We start from the raw sequence: 22,611 nt of genomic DNA, 5'->3' as shown, positions 1-22,611 counted from the left end.
GCCCCTTTTCAGGGGTGATAACGGTTAAGGACCAGGCCCAGCAGCTTTTCTCTCGGGATCAGCTGCGCCGCTTTGTTCACTTCGCCAAGGGGCGTCTTGTCAGCCTGCACGACCATCACGATGAAATCGGCCAGCAGGGCGAAAGTCAGTGCGTCGGCGCCCACCAGAATCGATGGAACGTCAAAAAAGATGTACCGCTCCGGATAACGCCTTTTCATTTCCACAACGAGCTCTTTCATCCGGGGGGAACCCATGATTTCGCTGCTTTCGTTGATCGTTCCCCCCCCCGAAATAAGTGTCAATTTCTCGACGCCAGGCCAGACAAAGAGGTCTTCCACCGGGCAGTCCCCGATTAAATGATCGACCAGCCCCTTGTCACTTTGAAACCCCATCATCTCATGGATGCTCTGCTTCTTGAGATCGCAGTCCACAAGCAGGGCGGTCTGCCGGAATTCCCGGGCGAAGGTGAGGGCCAGATTGATGGCCGTCAGGGTTTTTCCCTCACCGGGTAAAGCACTGGTGATCATGATCAGATTGCCGCCGGATTCCCTGGTACGATTTAAAATCTGCGTCCGCAGGATCCGATAGGCCTCAACCTCTTCCCGGCTGGGGAACATGGCCACACAGCGGTTTCTTTCCATCACCTCGGGATCCAGCGAAACGTTTCGGGACTGGGTGTAGGACGGCGAAATCCGGTCAACTTTCTCGGGAACGACATCCCCTTCCCATATCTTCAGGGTAGGCAGATGGATATCGTCGACGGAATCCGGTGAGCTTTCCGGCATCCCCGTTGAATCCGAATAGGAATCGCCCCTCGCTTCCTTGGCTTTTTCTAATGCTTTCTGTAATTTGCTCATGGAATTGACCTTCCCTTTATCTTTCGTCAGATCCTGTTTGATTTTTTTGTTGCTGTCGTCTACTCATCATCTATAGCGCCAACTGCCTCATGATCCTGGCGATCAGGATATCAAGATCCATGATCATAAAATGAAAAATCAGGAGCCCGCATACAGCGGCAACGCCGGAGAGGATCAGCATCAATTTGCGTCTCTTTTTTCCCCGCTCCCGATCTTCATTGGTCACAATCTCGGGAATCGCCGCCAGGACATTCAGCTGGGTGATCCGTTCCAGATCCTCCGGCAGGTGTGCCGACTTGTCGCTGAATTCCCTCAGGGAAGCCGTTCCGACACCTGCACCCGTACCAAGTATCAACCCGAGGAGCAGCACGACAGGGATATTCGGACTGACAGGCTCTTCAGGCAGCCGGGCCGGATCGATGAGGGTGAAGCGTTCCCCCATCTGTGTTTTTTCCAATCCCTGGGCGACTTTCGCCTCCATGCCTTTCTTCATCAGGTCGTCATATTTGGCCTGAAGATTGTTGCGCTCCATGATTAGAAGCTTGTACTGCTCTTCCGTCCGCGGTCCCGACTCGATCCGGTTCCGGTAACTGTCCCGTCTGCTTCGGGTGTCACTGATCTGATTGTTGACCGAGTTGATATCCGACCGTATGCCAGCAAGCTGCGCGGACAGCGCGATATAAGCCGGGTTATCCGATTGCCCGCCCAGGGCCGTCTGCTGGCGGCCAGAACTCAACCTTCTCTCCAGCTCTGCAATCTCCTGCTTGCTCTTGACCACATCGGGATATTCCTCGGAGTAACGGGTGCGCAGACTGACAATCTTGGCCCGCAGTTCCTTGAGCCTCTCCTTGTCCGGATTGGCAAGATCCTGGGGAACGCTGGCCAACTGAGTCAGCAGTGAACTCTCCTTTTCCTTGAGGCTGCGAAGCTGGTTGTTCAATTGATCGATCTCCTGATCGCTTCGCTGCAGCGTTTGAAGATTAAACTGAGTCAGTTCCGGAAGGGAGTTGAGATTGCTCTGCTTGAACGTGGCGATCTTCCCATCCAACTCCGCCAACTGCGTCTGGATTTGCTTCCCCTCCTCTTCAATAAATCTCGATGCCCCGGCAGACTTTTCCTCCCGGCTCTTCAGATTCTCCTCGAGATAAAGGGATGCCAGGACGTTGGCCACCTGCTGCACCACTTCCGGCTTTTCCCCTTCGTAGGACACGGTAAACGCAATGGTGGCTGCCTTTGCCCGTCCCGTACGATCGATAACATCGGCGCTGATGGTCTCGAACTGAATGCTGTCGCGCATTTTCTGGACAACCTCTTCCATGCTGGATTTGCCCCGGATATCCGCATAGAGATTGAACCGGTTGATGATCTCCATCAGCCGGTTATACGTCATGATCCGCTGGCTGATCGTCTGCAGACGCTGCTCCGCGTAGCCCGTTACCGTAGACATGACATATTCCGGCGGGATTTCCTGCTCTTCGATCAGGATGGTTGACGAAGAGCGGTACGTCGGCGGCCAGAGTACGGCGCCAACCAGGGCAATCAGAAAAATCGCAATGATCGGCAGAATGATTTCCAATTTCCGCCGCTTGACGATCCTGGCAAGCGCTTTGAATTCCAGTGTATTTTCTTCCATGAAATGACCTCGCTTTGGTTCTTCCCTATGCCGGTAGCAAACTCCCTGGTATGACCTCTATGGAACAACTACGACATCACCCCGCAAAAGCAGGATATTCTGTTCCAGCCGCTTGCCTTCGATCACACTGTCATAATCAAAGTCGAGGATGCGGGTTTTGGGTCCTTCCTGGCGGAAAATCTTGATGCTGCCGCGTTTGGCAAAGGGATTAAGCCCGCCGGCGGTGGCCAGGACCTGTAGCACGTTAATCTGGGAATTCAGAATCTGGCGTCCGGGGTTGTTCACTTTGCCGATGACATAAATGATCATGCTGTTGATCTGCTGAACGTTGACATGGAGGTCCACGTCGGGAACATATCGGGACAGATTCCCCTCGATTTCCTTTTTCAACTGGGCAACCGTCTTTCCCTCCGCGATAAGCTCCCCGATCAACGGAAAGGAAATTTTTCCGTCCGGTCGAACCACCGGCGTTTTTGTGAGGGCTTCATCTTTCCAGACAGCGACTTCCAGCACATCACCGGGTCCGATAAGATAATCCCGGTCAGACTTCACCAGCAGAGGTTCTCCCGCTGTCTTTCCGGGCGTTGCCGAGGCCTTCGTCGGCTCGGCCGCCGGCAGCGGAGCCGCCGCCAGCAGAATTCCGCCGAGGATCACCAAGGTAAACAATACGGCTATTTTTCTGACTTTCATTCAATGTCTCCCCTTAAAAGATAAAAGCAAACGGCTTGTCATGCAGAAACCTTCTTCATCCCCTGAAGTATTTAGCAAAAAATATCCCACTTATGGCTTTCCTGCATAATTCATTTTTCGAAATCTGTCAAATAATCCATCTCCTTGCTTATTTTCTTCAGCGCATTCCAAGGATGGCCAGGGCTTCCTTCCTGCCGGTAAATTCCTCTCCGCTCTGGACCGCCCAATTCAACCTTTCCCTGCCTTTGTCCACCTGGCCGGTCTTGAGAAGAACCATTCCATAGTGATAATTGAGCAGGACACTGGACGGAGCCTTTGCCAGGGCTTTTGTGAGCATCTCCTGGGCATGGCGATAGTCGCCCATTTTGTAATAGATCCAGCCAAGTGTATCCAGAACCGCCGGGTTGTTCGGCTGCTTCCCGTAAGCTTTACCAGCCAGGGCGAAGGCCCGTTTCAGATCGTCCTGTTGCGTTCCGTATTCTGTCAGCAGAAACGCCAGATCGTTAGCGGCGATCCACTGGTCGGGCTGCCTTTCCAGGATTTTCTCATACACGGCCATTGCCTGCCGGTAGGCTTCCTCGGCCTTCCGCTCATTGCCCTGAGCGTTGTAGATCTGTCCGCTCATGCTGTGGGCGAGGGCATCCATGGGATTCTGTCGGAGCCGGTTTTCCAGTACGGCGAGAGCGGCGTTGTACTTTTTCTGCTTCATGTAAATCTGCACCAGGGAAACGGAAAGTGGCGCCGACCGGGGATCCAGTTTCAGGGCTTTCTCCAACTCCGCCGCAGCCCGGTCCAGCTGGCCCTGAGCCATGTAAAGGCTGCTGAGCCGGACATACCCGGCAGGATGCGCAGGAATCTTCTTGACCACATCCCCGTAAGCCGCTGCGGCACGGGTATAATCCCTCTGCGCCAGGTAAAGATCGCCCAGTGCAAGCCCTGCATCCGGATCGTCGGGCTTCTGGCTCAATATCCGACGGATGGTCTCCTCCGCCTTGGCATAGTTCTTCTGGGCCATGTCGAGTCGAATCATCGCCTGAGTCACTTCACGGGAATCCGGGCGGATCTTCAGGGCGTTCTGCAGGGTATCGGAAGCGAGGCTGTACTCCTTGTTCATCATGTGGGCTTCCGCCAGCCGGATATGGCCGAGGATAAACTGCGGGCTCTCGCTTGTTACAGTGCGGAACTCGGCAACGGCTTCCGTTCCGTTTTTGTTGATCAGGGCAATGTTCCCCTTGGTGAAATGGGCGTCCACATCCTTGGCGCTTTCTTTGATGACTTCGTCCACATACCGTGCCGCCTCTTTAACCTCCTGGCGGGCCAGGTAAACCCGGGCCAGGGCGTTTTTCGTCTGAAGGATATAGCGGTTTCCGGGGTCCTTCTCCAGCGCCAGGCACTCCTTCAGAAGCGCCAATGACCGATCCGTCATGCCGGAATTGAAGTAAAGGTCGCTCAGGGCAAAACGCAGCTTGAAACTTTTGGGTATTGCCGCAATCCCATTTTTCAGCTCACGTTCCGCATCGGCTGGTCGCCCCTTGGAAAGGTAGAACCCCCCGGCCTGAAGCCTGTTTTCTTCGTTGCCGGGCTCAGCAGCCACCAGTTCCGAAAGAAGCACTGTTGCCTTGTCCTGCTGGCCGGCCTGCCAGTATAAATTCGCCAGATTCAACCGGTAGCGGTTGTTTTTGGGCTCCAGGGCAATCACCTTCTGGAGGGTCGCCGCCGCCTCATCGATTTTCTTTTCCCGGGAATAGAGGTCCGCCAGGGTAAGATGGAGGACGATGCTCTTGGGATTGGCTGTGATTCCTTCATTTAAAATTCCCTGGGCCTCCAACAGCCTGCTGTTCTGGAGATGGGTGGAAGCCAGCAGCAGAAAAAGCTCCGGGCGTTTTATTCCCCTCTGCTGCATCTCCTGCAAAAGGGCGAGCGCTTCCGGGCTTTTTTTCATGGAGAGCAGAGCAGAGGTCTTGAGCAGCAGGGCATCCTCATTGGCGTTAGACAGTTTCAGAACCGTTTCCGCTTTTTCCAGGGCCTTCTCCGGCTGGCGGCTCATCATGTAAAGGTTCCCCAACTGTATCTGGGCATCCTGCAGGTTCGGATTCAATTCGACGGCCTTTGAAAGCTCCCCGAAGGCTCTCCTCGGATTCTTTTTCTTCAGCTCCACCATGCCCAGCATGTAATGGGCATCGGCAAACTTGGGATCAATCTGGATGGCATTGCGGAACTCAAGCCCGGCCTTGACGAAATCTCCCTTTTCATACAGAGACTTCCCCTTATTGAAGAACTTCTGCTTCTTTTCCTCCGGTCCGCTGCAGGCTGCAACCAGGGTGATCAGGAGGGCAAAGGCCACTCCCAGAGAAAGCATTCTTTTTCTCAATTTCATACCTCCTGAAATATTTATTGATCTATACATTTTTTTAAATCCCTCTGGCGGCTACAACGGCAAAGGCCAAAAATGTAAACAGAGCCGGCTTGCCGAGTTGCTCCCGAACTTCGCCAAAGATAATCTCAAAGGCAAAAAACATCAGGATCATCTTGACCCCCAAAAGCCCGAACTGTTCCCTCAGACCGGGCAGGGCCACGAGAACCAGTGCAAGAAACACAAGCAGATAATCCATCGGGGTTGTTTTGAAACCCTTTTTGCGCCGTGTTAAACGCAGGGTAAGGAAGCTCAGAATCGCCACAATCAGAAAAGACAGGTTATAGAGATTTTCCGGTACCCCGTTCATCCAGGACGCCATACGGACATCGTTCAAATAGATCAGGAAGGGGATGAAAAAATAGAGAAAGAGGTTCAGAATCCACCGGATCCAACGCCGGCCAAGGAACCAGACGCCTGCCAGGACGACGCACCCCGCAGCAGCAAAAAGAGAAAAGTACCGGGGAATCTCTGCAGGCGCCAGGGCGAACGCGATCAGAAGGACAAAGGTGAAACTCTCCAGGGACTGGAAGGCAATCCGAATGAAAATCCCCTGTTCCCGCATTCGTCTCAGTTGCTTTTTAACCTGCTCGATCAGGAAAAATCGGGGAATGAGCCGCCCGGAGCTTTCAACTTTATGAAACAACCACAGGACAAGCCCCGCAAAGACCAGGTAGCCCCCCAGGAGGAGATTTTCCGAATGAAACCGGAGCAGATAAGCCGATGCCACCAGCAGAGACTGAAAAACGTAAATGACAAAGACGGCCTCGCTTTGATACAGACCAAGGGCCATGAGCCTGTGGTGAAAGTGCCCCTTGTCCGGAGCAAAGGGAGACCTTCCCTCCACCATGCGCTTGACCATGACCGTTGCCGTATCCAGGATCGGCCATCCGAGGATGAGGAGCGGCAGCACAGGGCTGAAGGCCGTATTTTTCTGGGTCAGCGAAAGGGAAAGGCAGACAGCGGAAAACCCCAGAAGCTGGCTTCCGGTATCCCCCATGAACAGGACAGCCGGGTGGGTATTGTACCGCAGGAATCCAAAGATGGAGCCGGCAAGGGCCGCGGAAACCAGGACGATAAAGAGATCATCGTCCATCCAGGCAAGATAGCCGATGCAGAGCAGCATCAGAAGAGCGATCCCGCCCGCCAGCCCGTCCAGGCCGTCCGTCAGGTTGAGCGCATTGGTGACGCCGACGATGACCACCACGGCCAGAAAAATGCCGATCCCCTCCATCAGGATCATGTCGTCCGGCAGCAGTGAGCCCAATCGGGTGATGCGGATTCCGCCGTAGAGGACAACAATCAGGGCGGCGGCAATCTGGGCGGCGAACTTGATTTTAAAGTCCAGTTCAAAGAGATCGTCGAGCAGGCCGAACACCACAATCACCACCGCTCCGGCCAGAAAAGCCAAGGCAAAGGTATTCGCAACGCTGTAGATCAGGACGGGAACAAGGGCCCCCAATGCCATCGCCACTCCGCCGATTCGGGGAATCGGCTTCGAGTGGACCTTGCGGGCATCGGGCTGGTCATAGATCCCGGCCCTGATGGCCACCGCAATCAGGAGGGGAATCAGCGCGATCGTGACGATCAGGGAGAGAATAAAGGAAAAAAGAACCGTCATTCGGGGATAAATAACCTCGTCGTTTAATCCGGGATGAAGGCGGGAAGAAGTGGAACCGCCTCATTGAGGAAATTCCGAATCCGCATATCCGCATCCGCCGTTTTTTCCGAACTTGCAATGGGGGTAATGACACGGACCAATGCACCATCCGTCCGCTGTCTCGTCAAGGCGTCCCAGAAATTGTAGAGTTTCAACTGGTAGAGTTTTGTCAGCACCCGGCCCCGCATGGGGAACCAGTAGTAAGCCAACTGCTTTTCGCCGTCTTTTTCCATCAATACCCGATTGACCCGCATGGATTTGCCCTTTTTAGCTTTAATGACAACTTCCTCTGCCTGGCTGAATTTCCACCCACTCCCGGGAAGGCATGTATCCGGCGAATGGATGGATTCGCCCTTTTGCTGGTTTTCATAATAAGCAGTGTAAAAGTTAACGGCACGATTCTTTCGGTCTCTGTAGTTTACAATAACATAGTCGCTTAAATCCAGCGTATCAATAAATGCCTGCTCCATAGCCTCCCTGGTACCGCTCCATTCTCCGATCTGCAAGGGAAACTCATGAAGAGGCTGCTTACCTGGCGTTTTCCCCTGGAATTCAACGCCCTCTGACAGGCCGAGCGTCAGCGCCAAAAAGATACCTGCCGCCAGGAACTGCGGCTGCAAAAAAGACCGTTTCCAGTTGCCGGAATTCATAGTTTCTTCAACCACCTCAGTGCCGCTCTCACAAACCCGGGAAGCAGTCTCAAGATCATCCTTGCCGATTTTATTGAGAATCCACATTTCCACCAGCATAATCCCTGTCGTGAACAGAAAAATCAGCCAACCAGAAAAACCGTGAAAGAAGCCCTCCGCCACGGCAGGACCCCAAAAGCTATAAAGCACGCCTGTCAGGGCAATGCGGAAACTGTTTACAAAAATTGCCACCGGTATGGATGAAAGAAAAAGGACCGCTTTCTTCCAGAACCGGGCCTTGAACCAATAGGCCAGGATGAGACTCAAAACCATCAGCGGGAACAAATAGCGCAGACCGCTGCACGCATCCACGACCTGCAGCTGGGTAAAACCGAGGTCGATTACGTTCCCTTCCCGATAAGCCGACATTCCGTAGAGGTGCAGCATCCAGACGCCAATCTGGGAAGAGATCAGCTTCAACCCCAGGGATATTTTCGTATTGATGAAATGCGGCAGGGGAAACATGGCCAGCATCATGATGAAGGCGAAACCGATGGCCTTTATTTTCCGCCAGCCCAGATGTATCCAGCACACCCCTAAAACGACCAACCAGAGAGAAAAGTATTGGGCAAAGAGTTCGCCCCCCAACTCACCCAGCCAGAAGAAAACTAACCCCAGCCCCAGAGGAAACATCCCACCCCAGGAAGGTGTTGAAGGAAGTTCCGCCAACTCCCTGCGTTTTTCCCACAGCAAGTAGAGGACGACGAAGGGAATGAGGCAGGCATAAGAGTAGTCTTCTCTTGGCCAGTCATTGAGGATCAGCCATTGGAGGCTTGACCGATAGATTACCAGAAGAAGAAGTCCGTACAAGATCCCCTTCATCCAGCTTGCCGGTTTGATTCTCTGCAGATAAATCCTGAATTCTTCCATCATCTTTTGGCTTCCTTAATTAACCTCTGTTCTTATTTTATTGTCTCAGGAACGTCCCATTAATTGTACTTTGGCGGCAATGACACGCCAGGCAAATATCGGAAGGACCTTCTGCCTTCGGATTCGCTTCGGCTCGGAAAGAAGTCGATAAAGCCATTCAAGCCCCAGGTTGCACCAGAGTTCCGGCGCGCGAGTGACGTTGCCGGTGATGGCGTCCAAAGTGCCGCCGATCCCCTGGCAAACCCTTATCGTCTTCAGAGAATCTTTATAATCAGAATACCACTTTTCCTGCATCGGTGAACCAAGAGCCAGAAAAAGAATCTCCGCATTGGAATCGTTTATTTTCTGAATCAGCTCAGACATTTGCCCATCTTTTACGTATCCGTTGGCCCGACCGGTAATCCGGATTCCCGGATATCTCTCCATAAGAATTTCAACGGCTTTACGATTCACCTCTTCCTTCGCCCCGTAGATGAATATCCGATATTTTTTTTCAGCCGCCAGTTTGCAGATTCTCTCCATAAGTTCAACTCCGGGGACTCTCGACAGCGTCGCATGGTGCAGAATACGGGCGGCCATCACGACCCCGATCCCATCAGGAATGAGTAGATCCGCGTTTTTGAATGTCTCATACAGAAGAGGATTGGCCGGAACTGAAAAATTCTTCTCCGGGTTGACGGCAAAGATGCAATGGGGCCGATCGCCATTCTCAACGAATTGCCGGACTCTCTCCAGCGCCCCCTCCATATCGACGGGATCAACCCAAAGATCAATCACAGGAAGCCTGTTACCGATCTCTATACCCTGCATGCCAAAGCCTCCAATTCCCTCCCGCTGAGTACATCCCCGGTGCAGATGGCCGTGATAAATTCGACGGCATGCACATGGCCCGCTTTTCTGCATTGCAGGACGCTGCATGCGCTCTTCATGCCATAACTCGGGGAGAACCACCCCAGAAGAGGATTTTCCTTCCCACAAAACGGCAGCAATGAATCACCTTTCAGAAGAGTGAGATAAAGAGTTATTTTCCCGTGCTGAATCCGCCACCATCCCGACTCAAATGTGACCTCGGCATCCGGGTGAAGATGGTAATTCAGTTCAAATTCGTGTTGACCGACCCCATCAAACTGATCCTTGATAATGAATGTGTTGTGATCATTGAGGATTGTTCTCGAATGCCATACGTTGTTTTTCAGCATCGCATAACCGTCATGCTTCGCTTCAATCATCATCCCGTTTTGATCTATCCTGCTTCTGGTGATCCGGGACGAATAGGCATGGCTCCAGACAAAGCCTGTCTCCTGAACGGCCTGATCCATCTTATCTACAGTCACTGTGTTGTGCGCGCGCGTGCTTTTGAAATATCTTCGATATTCAGGATTTCCGTTGTAACGGTACGTTCCGGGATCAACGAGGAAGGGCAATCCCTCTTTGGACAGAATTATGGATAGTGCATCCGCATGACCGTGATTATACAGGGGCGGCATTCCCAAGGGGCCATGATCGAAGATCAAGCGCGTACCGTTTTGCGTGCAGAAAACTGAATATCCTGACTCAGGAAAGGTTTTATGTTCAACCGGAGCAAAGTCGGATTGCATCCGGCGAGGGATAACACCCGGTGCAACGGCATAGCCATCATCGCTGTCACCCAGAGCCGGCCAATCGGCCTTGCCGGTTTGCATGACAGACAGGAAATGCTCACCCGCAGATAGTCTCGGCATGAGACTTGCCAGTTCCGGATCGCCGTTTTTCTCCAGGAAGTCAAGGCAATACCAATATAAATCCAGGACAAAGCGGTGATAATTGATAGACTGCTCAGCGGGGCCGCCGTCGGGAAGAATCTGGTGATAAGCCTCCTGCTTAAGAATCGCTTTGCCGGTTTTTAACCAGCTCTTGCCCACCGGTGAATTTCTGAAAACAATCCCAGCGAAGACAAGACCTGCGCATTCCGCAATGGTGTGATTGCCAAGGGAAGAATAAAGGGAGAGTCTGTTGGATATCCACCATGCATGGAGGTAAATGGCTTGCGCTATGCGTCGGGAATCCTCAGGATCAAGATTTTTCAGAAGCTTGAGGATGTGCAGAAAAACAGGGATCCTCAAACCGCATTCCATTGCGGAGGCGTAATGCGGACCGCAGGGGAATGGATTGGAATCGAGCCATTTTAAAACCTCGCTCCCGACAAAATCAGCGATCTGCTCCTCCTGTTCAATATCTTGCCGAGAACAGAGAAGAAGGATCAGAAGATGCTGGAGACGGGCTGGTTCCCACAATGACCGTATGTCAGTGCGAGGTCCGGTTTCCAGCATTTTATCGTAGGGTTCCTCACAAGACTTTTGGTCATCATCTAAATAAAATGTCTTTCCTGCCAGAATCCGTTCGACAAGAGATTGATCAACCTTTAGAGAAAGCCCGGGTAATAAAATGCCATCCAGGATTTGAATGCTTAGTGACGGTATGCCTTGTATAAGGAATTGCCTTCGTTTTTTTGCATACAAGGCGGATAAAGCTTGCCTGATTCGATATAATAGCTCTCCCGTCGACGCGTTCTTAAATCGGAGTAGATAAAACTTAAGATTTCTTGGGGGCATGAATCACAGCAGGTGTGAGCTCATTGCAGCAGTCTAACTTGATTATTTCTAATCGATTCCAGGATTTCGAAGGTCACCAAAGACGTGCTGTACATCTCTTTGAAAGGAATTAATGGCGGCTTCCCCTCCACGATTGCCTCAATAAACAGTCCCACTTCTGATTTCTGCCCTTTGTCCTGGCTCAGAAGATGTTTCTCTTTTTTCCTGCCACCAGCATAGATCACCATGTTCTTGAAGTCATCAATTACGGCCGTACAGCCATGCGCAAAGATTTCGATACGTTCTTTGGCAAGCCCCTTATCTCCATTTGCCAGGTAGGATATTGAGCCAATGGAACCGTTTTGAAATTTCAGTGATATAACAAGGGTATCATTCAGCTTGTTGGAAGCCGCCATCACATCCGCATACACAGAAATGGGAAGAGAGCCGTTAAGAAAGGTAAGAAAGTCGACGAAATGACAAATCTCGCCAATTACCCTGCCTCCGCCAATTTCCATGTCTTGAATCCAGGAATCGGCGGGGATGGAGCCCGAATTTATCCGGTAGGTCATGGCCATGGGACCATCTCCAAATTCTTCTTTAACTCTTTTTGCCAGGGGTGAAAACCTCCGATTGTACCCTACCATCAACCCAATTGGATTTTCTTCGTGCCGCGATGACTCATAAACAGTCTTGATGTTATCCAAATCGGTCCGGGACAAGCACAGTGGTTTTTCGACAAATACATGTTTTCCCATGTTCAGCGCTTTTAAAACATAATCTCCATGAGAATCATGACGTGTTGCGATAAAAATCGTGTTGATCACCGGACTTTCAAGGATGTCTTTCTCATTCGCTGTACAGAAATCAAATCCGTACCGGTCGGAAACAGAACGAGAACTGGTCCCCGTGGCAGTCATGACCCCGACAAGATTGATCTCCTTGCTCCTGGGAATATTGGGCAGCAGATTGCTTTGCGCATATGATCCCGCTCCAATGAAACCAACGGAAACTGGCGATTTTCTTAGTTTCGCATCTAGCGGAACTGACCGCGGGCTGTCAATTGTCAATTTTTTTTCTGTATCGTATTCTATTAAAATACCAATATACGGTTCCGACTTGGCAAGGAGCATATCATAAGCGCTTCTCGCCTCGGCCAGTTTGAACGTGTGCGTCGTCAGGTAACTCACATCCATCTTACGAGAGTGAATCAGTTCCTGAAAGGCCTGCATGTTGCGCTTTTCCGTCCAGCGCACATAGGCAGCAGGATAGTCGATCCCTTTTTCCTCATAAAGAGGATCATAGCGTCCGGGACCGTAGGAACAGGACATTTTAACCTGAAGTTCCTTCCTGTAAAAATGGGGCTCGCGATCAAATCCTGTCGGAACCGCCCCGACAACAACAACGGTTCCCTTTTTTCTTGCAATGGAACCGGCAAAATTGATCGGGTCCAGTGAATTCGCTGCGGCGGTAATGATGACTGCATCACAACCAATTCCGCCTGTATATTCCATTATTTTATTCTCAATACCTGCAGAATGACGTGTAATTGCGAGATCTGCACAGTGATCTTTTGCTATGTCGACCATAGCTTGATCGATATCGGTTCCAACGACCCTGACGCCTGATGATTTCAGAAGGAGTGCCGTAATCTGCCCCAACAAACCCAACCCGATCACAGCGCAGGTTTCTTCCAACCGAAGGTCAGCCTGTCGGACTCCCTGCAGGGCAATGGCACCCAACGTGTTGTAGGCGGCCTGTCGCAAATCTGCATCCGCATGCAGCGTGACACAGAGATTGACCGGCACCGAAACGATTTCAGCATGGCATGCCGTCAAACCACCACAGGCAACAAGATCCCCAATGGAAAATTCCGTCACTCCCATACCAACTGCCACAACCTCGCCGACAGAGGAATAACCCATTGGCGAATGGGCATCCAACTTCTTCATCACCGCGCGATAAGCCTGTTCAACCCCCTGGCTCATGGCCACATCAATAACCTGCTTCACCTGCTGGGGACGCTCCTTCGCCTTGGCCAGATAACTGCTGCGGGCCGTTTTCACGGTGCTGCCTTCAGTGCCGGCACTGATCAGGGAATAATGGTTGCGCACCAGGACACAACCCTTGGCAATCGAGGGGGCAGGCACTTCAAGTACTTGTATCTTTCCATCTTTTAATTTCTGGGTCAGTTGCAGCACGTAGTTGAACCCCCTTCATCCATAAACGCACACGGAAGATAATCGCGGATATCCAATTCCTGCTCTACAAGTTTCGCCTTGCCGATAGGGCTTTTATCTATCGTCTCTGAATAGACGATCTTGATTGCCATCCGGTCACCCATTAAGTCCTTCATCCTGTTCTTCATCAAGTGAACAAGCTCTTCATGAAAGCCTTCCCCTTTCACAATTACAATTTCAATTGCACCAGGTTTGTGTTGGTGAACTTTAATCGACTCTATCCCATGGAACGCTTTGTAGTGTGGGCCCATAATGAAACTGGTTGCACTGATCAGGGACCCATGGGCATCAACAATAAATTCCTGCTGCCTGCCGATCACTTCATCGATAAGCAAATAATTCCGTCCACAACGGCAACTCTGGGATTCAGAAAGCACAGCATAATCACCGGTACGGTATCTAATCAACGGCATTACCCTGTTATTGAAGCCCGTCGCTATAATTTCGAATAGCTCTCTTCCGGATTCATCGGTAACGCCTGTCGGCAGTAACTCGGTGTAGCCATACTGTGGGTAAAAATGAAGAACATCAGAGCACTCACACGCGCCACCAAGCGCCAAACATTCACTGTGCCCATACCAGTGATAGACCTTGCAACCCAGGATCTCTTCAATTTTTGCCTTCTGGTATGGAAATAGTTTTTCCGACCCACAAAAAACGGCCGTGGGTTTGATCTGCAATTTTCTACCCGCATTTTCCATAAGTACAGCCAATTGATACATCGTTGACGGGTATCCATGGAGAAAACGGGGCATTATCCGATTAATGGCGGTGATATAGTCATTTACAGTTGTCATGCTTAGATCAAGCGACGACGCATAGTAGATGTTAAATAACATGTCATGATCTACAAAATGTCCCTTCTTGGGTGTTCTTCCCCTTAAGTTGAATATCGCATCACCAAAACGGTATCCTACTCTACCCCATTGATCAAAAATGAATGCCTTCTCTACCTGCCGAGTTACTAAGCGATCCAAATAGAATGCCATCGGATTGCCTGTTGAACCACCTGTGTAAACTTTAAGCCGTCTATATGCCGGACCGGTTAAAAAATTCTCAAGCTCATTACGTATTGCGTTTTTGTCTATTATTGGGAAAGAGGACAAAAATGTAAAAGGATCCTTATGATCACATATTTTGGGTTGCGATATATTTCGTTGGTAAAAGGGTATATTTCTGACCGCGTGGTGAAGAATTTTGTTTAATAAAGATGATTGCAAGTCATTCAGTTTTTCCCTGGTAAAAGTTTCTGTACGTCTTAGCAGATTTTTTTTCGCAATGTATGGAGGATATCCAATAATTATACTACGCAGCATTTCAGAACTCTCTCAAAGTGAAATATTGACTGATTCTACCTGAATAGTGTTGAATATATTTTATCGAAAAAAATCAGCCTTTTAGCAGAATATTCGATCCCCCAGCACATCAGGACAGTAACTATAAGAACAAATATTCCTATGAACACACAGGATAATGCGCTTTGAGAATGTTTGTTTACTACAAGGAACATGGAATTAATCAGTAGGATATGAAAGAGATAGGCAAACAACATATTTTTCGAAAGAGGTAACGTTATCAGTCGCACTGGCCTAAGACAGTTTATTTTAATTTTTTTAGATGTCATATAAATTAAAAGCAAGATCGTCATGGTTGGAAGAACAGGAACAAAAAAGGTAATGTATGCACCGGCACCCTCATCCGTAAAAAGGATCAAATATAAATAATAGAGGAGCACCAGCACACTTAATATTGTTAATGCATTACCTTTATAAAACTTCTCCATTAAGTTATCCCAATCCTGAGGATTTACAATTTTACCTACGCATCCGCCTATAAATCCAACAAGAAGTAATTTAATATTATAAGAATCCATTATGCCCATATTCACTTTTTCCATAAATCCAAGCAGTACGAATACGCACATTGCCAAAGGGAAAACCCACTTGTCTCTGACTAAAGCAAGCAGTACGCAAGTAATAATCATAGTATAAGCAATGGGAATCAACACTTCAAAACCAAAGATATCGTGCCTTTGTCCTAGTAAAATGTCCCTTAAAATTTGGTCAGGACTCAATAGAAGTAGCTTGCCAAATCTTTCGGGAAGAAGCACCATAATACTTAAATTACACAAGAAAAATAGCACAAAAAGCTTAAAAGACCCTTTGAAATATTTGGCAAAATAAAAAGATGGACGATGATTCATATAGTCAGTATGTTTAACGCCAACCACAAAACCTGATAACAAAACAAATCCTATGAGAACGCAGGAGGTAAAGTTCCCATTGAAAGTTTTTATGTAGAATTGCTCGAATGCATGCAAAAATACCATTGATGTAACGAGAAAAGCACGAACACTGTCAAAATCATAATCGTGTTTTTCCAGCAATCGCAAAAAAAATTCCTTTCATTTTATCGTTGTGTTGAAGCGTCTCTTTTTGCGTTTCTCAGTAGCTAGCGCTTCTACAATGATAAAATCACAAGATGATTCCAATGTTATAGATTAGTTCTTATTTTGAACTATTTCAGCAATTATCCGTCTGAATTCCTGCCTGAACTTATCAAGCGTATAGTGATTGAGAAATTTTGAACGGCCATTTCGGCCTAAGGATATTCTTAACTCAGGAGAATTGATTAGATGCGCTATTTTGTCAGCTAAATCCTGCGGATCTCTTTTTTGTGCAATTAGACCTGTTTTACCATTTTCGATAATCTCAGCAATTGCCCCTTCATCTGTTGTTACAATCGCTATTCCATAAGATAAAGCCTCAAGCAATACCAAGGGGAAACAGTCCTTGCACGTGGGAAGTACAAAAATATCGGCCTTTCTTAGAAGGGCTTTTTTTTCATCACCGTAGGCAGGCCCAAGATGCTTTATAAAACCTTGCAGACCGAGTTCCTTGATACGATCCTGAATAAAAGAAACGGAGATATCCCGGGAGGGCATACCAGCTAAAAAAAGATTAAATCTAAAACCAGCCTTCACCAGAAGTCCACACGCATTCATAAAATCTAGCATCCCCTTAGAAGAAACAAAATTAGACAAATACAATATATTTGGGGTTGATGAATCGTCGGTGCGGCTTTTACTAAAATCCTCGTACTCAATTCCATTGGCTAGAGAATATATCCTACAGCCTTCCGTTAAACCATCCAAATCCTTGAACAGCAAAGGTGAGAGATGTATGATATTTGTTCGGTTAAAAAAGAGCTTGTATGCGTGCCGATATAGCCGGTTACATGCCTGTTCCCGAATTCCCTTGCCATGTAAATGATAAATAATCTCTGTTCCAAATGCCTTGAACAGGATTGCAAGCGCAAAGTCCCTAAGGTAAGAAATTCCAATGACTGCGGGAACAAAGTACACATAGTGCGGTCGAAACATGACAAGGTTGATAAGTAACTTAACCCATATGACGAGAAATTGCACAGCTTTACTAAAGCGAAAACTGCCAATATCACTGATCTCACGGGCATACCTTATTGGCAAGATCCTGCTATTTACCAAATCGCCCAGTTCAATAGAAGCAACATACTGATTCACAACGTTGGAGCCATGCATAGGTGGTGGCATGGGCATAACGAGCAACATCCTTTTTTTCATACGCTCCTTTTTCTCGACACGAAGTTACCGAGTTTCACTGTGAAGAAACTAAGCATGACCAGCATCCCTGCTTGGGATAATATATAGCTGAGTGCGGCACCGGAAAGACCGTAGTAAAAAACTAACGGATAGCAGAGCAGCAAAGAAACTGCAGCCGAACCTATCCTCGAAAGAAAAATATATTTGGGCTTGCAAATTACACGTAGATATATATCAAAGGGTTTGAAAAAGATGTTTAGAGCAATTCCGAATGACAGTAACAATAATATAAATGCGAACTCACTATACTTACCATAAACCAGGTAGAGTAGTTCTTCAGCAAAGATATTTATGATGGCAAGATAGGCCAAAAGGATTAAACTGATTGTAACAAAAAAAGAACCAAGGTTAGCCTTAAATGCCTGATCCCCTTTTTTAGCATAGATACCCGAAAAATATGGAAGTACATAATTCATCAGGCTGACAAGCAAAATAGAAACCGGCGCTACAAAATTGCGAATGGCACCTAGCGCACCGGTTGCCTCATTACCAAGAACAAACGTTACGATATATACGTATAACTGGCCAGATAATACAAAGGGGAGCCAATCCAATAGTGTCCACTTGCCATAATCGAATATCTCAATCATGACTGGTTTCTTGAACTTCATCAAATGTAGATCTAATTTTATCTTTCTTAAACCGATCAGAATGCTTGTGAGAGAACCGAGCGAAATAAAATGGAGTACGATCACAGCACTGGACAAATCAAGAAAAAAAACTGCAACAAGCGCCAGTAATCTGATTGAATAAGCGATAATATCAAGTAAAAGTGTGTTACCAATATCAAGAATAGACAAAAAGGACTTGCGCAGCAGTTCACTGCCCATGAACGCAACAGCTGTAATGTTAAGGTTCAGAAGAACTATCGCGTTTCCACCATAAGTCGTACCCCTCAGTAAAAAGAAGGAAGTAGTCAAGGCAGCTATAACAAGCAGTGAGATAATTACATGAAAAATAAGGGAGTGAAAAACCAACTCACGCCATTCTGACCTGTTTTTACGTGCTGCAATCACATTTAGAGGTGCTGATACGAGATTGTTCTGCAACCCCTCTAGTATGATGAGAGTTGTAAAGCCGAATACATACAAGCCATATTCGGCAGCAACCATAAACCTTGCTAGTGCGAGGGAAATAAGGAAATTAGTTCCTGAAATTGTTACTTGATCGGCAATTGCCAAGAAAGGCTTTCTCATTTGTAATACAGAAAGCTCAAGTGTATCAAATATTTATTGAAAAGCACTGACAAATCGATCAATGAAATACTCAAATTTAACTTCATCTTCGATGACTTTGAAACAGCCTTGTCTCAATTTTTCCATACGCTCCTTGTTAGAATAGTTGTGAATTATCCATTCTTTTATATCTTCAAGACTTCTACCTATATAACCGTTGCAATCACTCTTCAGATAAGCGATTTCCGGACCATGCCCAGCGTCTTGAAATGTTATGAAAGGCAGACCACAGATAAAACTTGTAACTATTGACAATCCAACGGCCCCAGGTTGGACCATCATATCGGCTTTCATAAGAAGCGGCACTAAACTCTCAGGCTCATTGATCGTCCCATAAAAAACAACTCTATCTTCTACCCCCTTAACTTTCGCTAATGCCTCAAGACGTTCTCTTTCTGGACCGTCACCTATAATCAAAGCACTTACTTGAGGGTATGACGTCCTCAACAGCACCACCAAATCAATTAGAATTTCAATTTTTTTTGCTTTTGTAAGTCTGCCAACCATAGCAAGCTTCAGCTTTTCTTTATCGCTGCCGATTATCTTTTCGCTCGTCCGAAATTTCGTGATATAAAATTCATATAATTTTTCATTGATTGTGTTGTTAAGTATAATTATCTTCCTCGCAGGGATTCGCCAACGGATTAGTTCTTTGTAGCCATATTCGGTGTACAACAAAATTTTAAAGGCCATTCTCATAAGGATGGTCTTCACGAATCTGTCAACAAAGAACCTAATATTCTTCTCTTTCAAATGAACATTATATCCATGTGTCCAAAAGATCAGTTTAATTTTCCGTATCCGGCAAAGAACGGCAATAAGCAGGTTAGAAAGAATCTTTAGTTCCAATCCAAGAACCACATAATTATAATCATCAAAGAGAATTTGTTTGGTTAGTTTTTGGAGTGTGAAACCACGTACTTCTGTCATATTCACATGCTCGTTTGAAAAAGGGAAAGATAACGACTCAACCAGGCCATCATTGGATAAATAAGAAGAATGAAATATTTTAATACCTGGCACCCTCTTACACAACGCTATAAACAGTTCCTCTCGATAATGAGGGATTTTCACTTGTACAATGGCTACTTTCTCGTTCATGTAAGATACCTCTGTTATTATTTATGAGAAAAAACCATGATACCCAGAATAAAAGCCCACTTGAACTTGTAGGGCTCATAATGACGCTTTCTGTCATATTTGCCAAAGCAAAGAAAAATATGAAAAAGCAGAATAACCTTGAATCTTTTAACTCAACTTCTCGTATTGCTTTTTTAATTCCCGTAAGAAAGATTAAAAGGTAGAAAGAGAAGCCTATAATTCCGAGATCTGCAAGAGCCTGCACGTATCCATTATGTAAAGCTGCTTTAAAAGTTGAACGCTCGAACATATCAAATTTATGACGTGGCATATAGATACTACCAACTTCGTTTAAATTTGGATTGAAGGCTGTTCCTCCAAGACAATAGCCAAAGCCCGTTAATCGACCCATGGCATTAGGAACCGCCTTGGACCAAAGTTCAGTCCTTCCTGAAAGCTTGCTTAATGATCCACTTCGTAAATGCTGAGGATTATGTACAAAAGCAGCAACTATCAGAATAATTATCAGGAGAATTCCTCCAATTAGTTTATAACGTGTTTTTTGATCAATTTTAAATAGCAACAGACCGATGCCTAACAGGGAAAGTACAACAGATAGCAACATCCCGCGAGAACCACTTAACACTAACGAGATAAGCGCTACAGCAACAATAATAAATTGGTACTTTTTGTGTTTTACGTTAAATAAAGCAAACCCAACAAGAGCTCCACTAGTCAGTCCAAGAAGTGATGGTTCCCCATACATCCCGTTGAAACGCTTTATGCCACCTTCAATACTATACATTTCCTTCAAGCCGAATAAACCACCGAAAACACTCCCTAAAACAATAAAAAAATATATTATCATCATTACATTCAGCGCCTTGGAACCTCGATGAACAACCAAATATTGTCCGAAGGCGCAAGCAGAAATGAGCAACCCCACTTGTAATCCTGCTTGCACAAGTGAATATAGCGAATTTACAGATCCGACTGAACTCACGAATAAAAAAATAATATAACAGAATACGCCAATAAGTGGAATAACACCGCCATTGGTTAACTTTTTAAAATTAATATGAAAGATGCTATAAAGGCCACAAATGAATAAGACAAGAATTTTAAAAGCCAGAGTATAAGAAGCTAAGGAAGCTGCATATATTTGATAATACAATATATAACTAAAAAAAAGCAGCACCATAGGTAAAGTACTAATATCTCTAATTTTTATAAAATTCATTCTGGTTTACTTTTTTGTATGAAATTTACAAGGACGCTACAGGGTCCAACCTTTCGGATGGCCCCAGCACAGAGATCTGGGCGGTATAAAACTGAGCAGGTACAGAAGTGAAAAAACTGCTCTCCCTAAGATTCAGCAAAAGATGGAAGGTGTTGTCCTGAATACGCAGCACCACAACTTAAATATTCTCATGGGCTAGGACCTTCAACCCGCATGGCACAGATGGATGATAGGAAGTTGAAGATTGATATTCATAAGCACCAATGTCAGGCAGCCCTATTATTGGACTGCCAACGTAGTCGGACATAAGTCCTACATCTATTCCAGCGTTAATGGCTGGTGAGGTGGATTGGATACGATAGTCCGAGCTAGATATGAAGAGAGGATCAGCTATTACATTATTTTCTCCACCGGTACAATAATTATAAACATATATGGATTCTGTGTTGAAAAAAATATTATAGTTGATATCCAGGTTTATTGTCGCTGATACCCCAGTTTGATATATTGCCTTGGTAACTGTGTGCATGATATTGTTTTTTATATCTATAATATAGTTATTGGTTGGAAAAGTTATCCCCCCATGAGATTTATGCATTGTGTTATTATAAATATCAATAATAGTACCCGCAGGAGAATTGCTTTGAACAGAAATGGCATAATCACTGGCTCCGGACATAATGTTACTGTAAATATGAGCATTTCCAAGTGGAGTTATAGAGTGCTTTCCACCATAAAGTTTATTATACCTTACGATTTGTCCATTAGTAATGTCCTCAGCAGAAATAATTCTGCTATTAATACCTTCAACGGCAACTCCTTGAGTGCAAATATTACGTTCAAAAATTAGTGGTTTTCCAATAATTTTTGCTGTGTTAGTTCCAATAAAACAGTGTTTGGTAGCTTTTGAGCTATGATCTAATATGTTTCTATGAATCCATCCTCCAACCATATCACCGAGTTGAATGCAATCTCCTCCAGGGGTTCCTGTTGTTTGATCAACATCATGAATGTAGCATCCACTTATTGTGGTATTTGCCCCCACGTGATAAATTCCATCATACCAAATATTATATATAGTGGAGTTTGTTACAGTTAGTCCTACACCCCGGCCATCTATTCCATTACCAGCTAAGATATCATGAATATTACAATTGTTAATTGTAACTTGTAATGCTTCTGTGGAGGCACTACTAGTCGCTCTCAGCAAAACACCTACGGTTAGGCAATTTTTTATTTCCAAACTGTCAATAACTAAGTAATTCACCCCAACTTTGGGATACAATCCGTAAGTTAGTAGGCCACCTCCATCAACGGTACCTGGATGTCCCGGATAATCACCACGATATATTATAGGATGTCCAGTTTCTCCCGACGTCGGGGGACTAATCGTTGATGTAATAACATCGCACAAATAAAAAACATCATCCTTTGTCCATGTTCCAGAATTGTGATTGCTGACACTCATGGAATCTTCATATTTCAATCCATTTCTACTCCCTGATCCATTTTGAGTAACATAGTAAGTTGCAGCACTTGCCTTTTCTATTCCCCCATAAAGGGAAACCACTAACCACAATAAGACAAACAAAAGTTCCCCAATAAAACCCTTTTTTGTTTTTCTGAAGTATCCGTCTGATATACACATATTCACATCCTTTATTTTCTATGTGGGACACAACATCCGGAAAAGTTCAAGGAGGTCATGCCAAAATGGTTGCTTTCCCCTCAGCCGCCTGGCTCAAAATACCGGCACCAACTGATCCAACGCAACACTAATTTGTTTGGAATTGT

Annotated in this window: 16 protein-coding genes; all 16 read right to left on the bottom strand. The window is 46.6% G+C overall.

The genetic code is table 11. From position 1 onward, the window contains the following. Positions 1-8 precede the first annotated feature (8 nt). The gene (locus ACJ77P_RS02805; protein ID WP_408998925.1) at positions 9-857 is read right to left on the bottom strand and encodes an AAA family ATPase; all 849 of its coding nucleotides are present in this window, start codon (positions 855-857) and stop codon (positions 9-11) included. Between the two features lie 70 nt (positions 858-927). After that, positions 928-2,490: a GumC family protein gene (locus tag ACJ77P_RS02800; RefSeq protein WP_408998924.1), complete on the bottom strand. Its 1,563-nt coding sequence runs from the start codon at positions 2,488-2,490 to the stop codon at positions 928-930. A 57-nt stretch (positions 2,491-2,547) separates the two neighbouring features. Continuing rightward, entirely contained in the window at positions 2,548-3,180 is a 633-nt protein-coding gene (locus ACJ77P_RS02795; RefSeq protein WP_408998923.1) for a polysaccharide biosynthesis/export family protein, read from the bottom strand. Positions 3,181-3,337: 157 nt separating this feature from the next. Beyond that, positions 3,338-5,557: a tetratricopeptide repeat protein gene (locus ACJ77P_RS02790; protein WP_408998922.1), complete on the bottom strand. Its 2,220-nt coding sequence runs from the start codon at positions 5,555-5,557 to the stop codon at positions 3,338-3,340. Positions 5,558-5,591: 34 nt separating this feature from the next. After that, the gene (locus ACJ77P_RS02785) at positions 5,592-7,214 is read right to left on the bottom strand and encodes an MraY family glycosyltransferase (protein ID WP_408998921.1); all 1,623 of its coding nucleotides are present in this window, start codon (positions 7,212-7,214) and stop codon (positions 5,592-5,594) included. A 23-nt stretch (positions 7,215-7,237) separates the two neighbouring features. Next, complete coding sequence (xrtD, locus tag ACJ77P_RS02780; protein ID WP_408998920.1) at positions 7,238-8,815, bottom strand: VPLPA-CTERM-specific exosortase XrtD; 1,578 nt, start codon at positions 8,813-8,815, stop codon at positions 7,238-7,240. A gap of 42 nt (positions 8,816-8,857) precedes the next feature. Continuing rightward, positions 8,858-9,622 carry a WecB/TagA/CpsF family glycosyltransferase gene (locus ACJ77P_RS02775; protein ID WP_408998919.1) on the bottom strand — a complete coding sequence of 255 codons (765 nt, stop codon included), beginning with the start codon at positions 9,620-9,622 and terminating at the stop codon, positions 8,858-8,860. Next, the gene (locus ACJ77P_RS02770; RefSeq protein WP_408998918.1) at positions 9,610-11,310 is read right to left on the bottom strand and encodes an alginate lyase family protein; all 1,701 of its coding nucleotides are present in this window, start codon (positions 11,308-11,310) and stop codon (positions 9,610-9,612) included. The genes ACJ77P_RS02775 and ACJ77P_RS02770 overlap by 13 nt, the downstream gene beginning before the upstream one ends. Positions 11,311-11,423: 113 nt before the next feature. After that, positions 11,424-13,583, bottom strand: a complete 2,160-nt coding sequence (locus ACJ77P_RS02765; protein ID WP_408998917.1) for a bi-domain-containing oxidoreductase — start codon at positions 13,581-13,583, stop codon at positions 11,424-11,426. Next, positions 13,571-14,938, bottom strand: a complete 1,368-nt coding sequence (locus ACJ77P_RS02760; protein WP_408998916.1) for a phenylacetate--CoA ligase family protein — start codon at positions 14,936-14,938, stop codon at positions 13,571-13,573. Before ACJ77P_RS02760 ends, ACJ77P_RS02765 begins: the two co-directional genes overlap by 13 nt. 35 nt (positions 14,939-14,973) lie before the next feature. Continuing rightward, positions 14,974-16,008 (bottom strand): acyltransferase family protein, encoded by a 1,035-nt coding sequence (locus ACJ77P_RS02755; RefSeq protein WP_408998915.1) that lies wholly within the window; start codon positions 16,006-16,008, stop codon positions 14,974-14,976. Between the two features lie 114 nt (positions 16,009-16,122). After that, positions 16,123-17,223 (bottom strand): glycosyltransferase family 4 protein, encoded by a 1,101-nt coding sequence (locus ACJ77P_RS02750; protein ID WP_408998914.1) that lies wholly within the window; start codon positions 17,221-17,223, stop codon positions 16,123-16,125. After that, positions 17,220-18,443 carry a lipopolysaccharide biosynthesis protein gene (locus ACJ77P_RS02745; RefSeq protein ID WP_408998913.1) on the bottom strand — a complete coding sequence of 408 codons (1,224 nt, stop codon included), beginning with the start codon at positions 18,441-18,443 and terminating at the stop codon, positions 17,220-17,222. The genes ACJ77P_RS02750 and ACJ77P_RS02745 overlap by 4 nt, the downstream gene beginning before the upstream one ends. Positions 18,444-18,491: 48 nt before the next feature. Then, the gene (locus ACJ77P_RS02740; protein ID WP_408998912.1) at positions 18,492-19,598 is read right to left on the bottom strand and encodes a glycosyltransferase family 4 protein; all 1,107 of its coding nucleotides are present in this window, start codon (positions 19,596-19,598) and stop codon (positions 18,492-18,494) included. Continuing rightward, positions 19,525-20,817: an O-antigen ligase family protein gene (locus ACJ77P_RS02735; RefSeq protein WP_408998911.1), complete on the bottom strand. Its 1,293-nt coding sequence runs from the start codon at positions 20,815-20,817 to the stop codon at positions 19,525-19,527. Before ACJ77P_RS02735 ends, ACJ77P_RS02740 begins: the two co-directional genes overlap by 74 nt. A 178-nt stretch (positions 20,818-20,995) precedes the next feature. After that, positions 20,996-22,465, bottom strand: coding sequence for a choice-of-anchor Q domain-containing protein (locus ACJ77P_RS02730; protein WP_408998910.1), 1,470 nt, complete (start codon positions 22,463-22,465; stop codon positions 20,996-20,998). Positions 22,466-22,611: the final 146 nt, after the last annotated feature.

It is taken from the genome of Syntrophus buswellii, assembly GCF_046097065.1.
Lineage (GTDB): Bacteria > Desulfobacterota > Syntrophia > Syntrophales > Syntrophaceae > Syntrophus > Syntrophus buswellii.
This window is presented reverse-complemented; position numbering and strand designations above follow the sequence as displayed.

Bases quoted from the DNA above. Each gene is read 5' to 3' on its own strand.
- ACJ77P_RS02805 (WP_408998925.1), bottom strand. From the start codon at position 857: ATGAGCAAATTACAGAAAGCATTAGAAAAAGCCAAGGAAGCGAGGGGC.
- ACJ77P_RS02795 (WP_408998923.1), bottom strand. From the start codon at position 3,180: ATGAAAGTCAGAAAAATAGCCGTATTGTTTACCTTGGTGATCCTCGGC.
- ACJ77P_RS02740 (WP_408998912.1), bottom strand. From the start codon at position 19,598: ATGAACGAGAAAGTAGCCATTGTACAAGTGAAAATCCCTCATTATCGA.
- ACJ77P_RS02800 (WP_408998924.1), bottom strand. From the start codon at position 2,490: ATGGAAGAAAATACACTGGAATTCAAAGCGCTTGCCAGGATCGTCAAG.
- ACJ77P_RS02760 (WP_408998916.1), bottom strand. From the start codon at position 14,938: ATGCTGCGTAGTATAATTATTGGATATCCTCCATACATTGCGAAAAAA.
- ACJ77P_RS02730 (WP_408998910.1), bottom strand. From the start codon at position 22,465: ATGTGTATATCAGACGGATACTTCAGAAAAACAAAAAAGGGTTTTATT.
- ACJ77P_RS02785 (WP_408998921.1), bottom strand. From the start codon at position 7,214: ATGACGGTTCTTTTTTCCTTTATTCTCTCCCTGATCGTCACGATCGCG.
- ACJ77P_RS02790 (WP_408998922.1), bottom strand. From the start codon at position 5,557: ATGAAATTGAGAAAAAGAATGCTTTCTCTGGGAGTGGCCTTTGCCCTC.
- ACJ77P_RS02735 (WP_408998911.1), bottom strand. From the start codon at position 20,817: ATGAATTTTATAAAAATTAGAGATATTAGTACTTTACCTATGGTGCTG.
- ACJ77P_RS02750 (WP_408998914.1), bottom strand. From the start codon at position 17,223: ATGAAAAAAAGGATGTTGCTCGTTATGCCCATGCCACCACCTATGCAT.
- xrtD (WP_408998920.1), bottom strand. From the start codon at position 8,815: ATGATGGAAGAATTCAGGATTTATCTGCAGAGAATCAAACCGGCAAGC.
- ACJ77P_RS02775 (WP_408998919.1), bottom strand. From the start codon at position 9,622: ATGCAGGGTATAGAGATCGGTAACAGGCTTCCTGTGATTGATCTTTGG.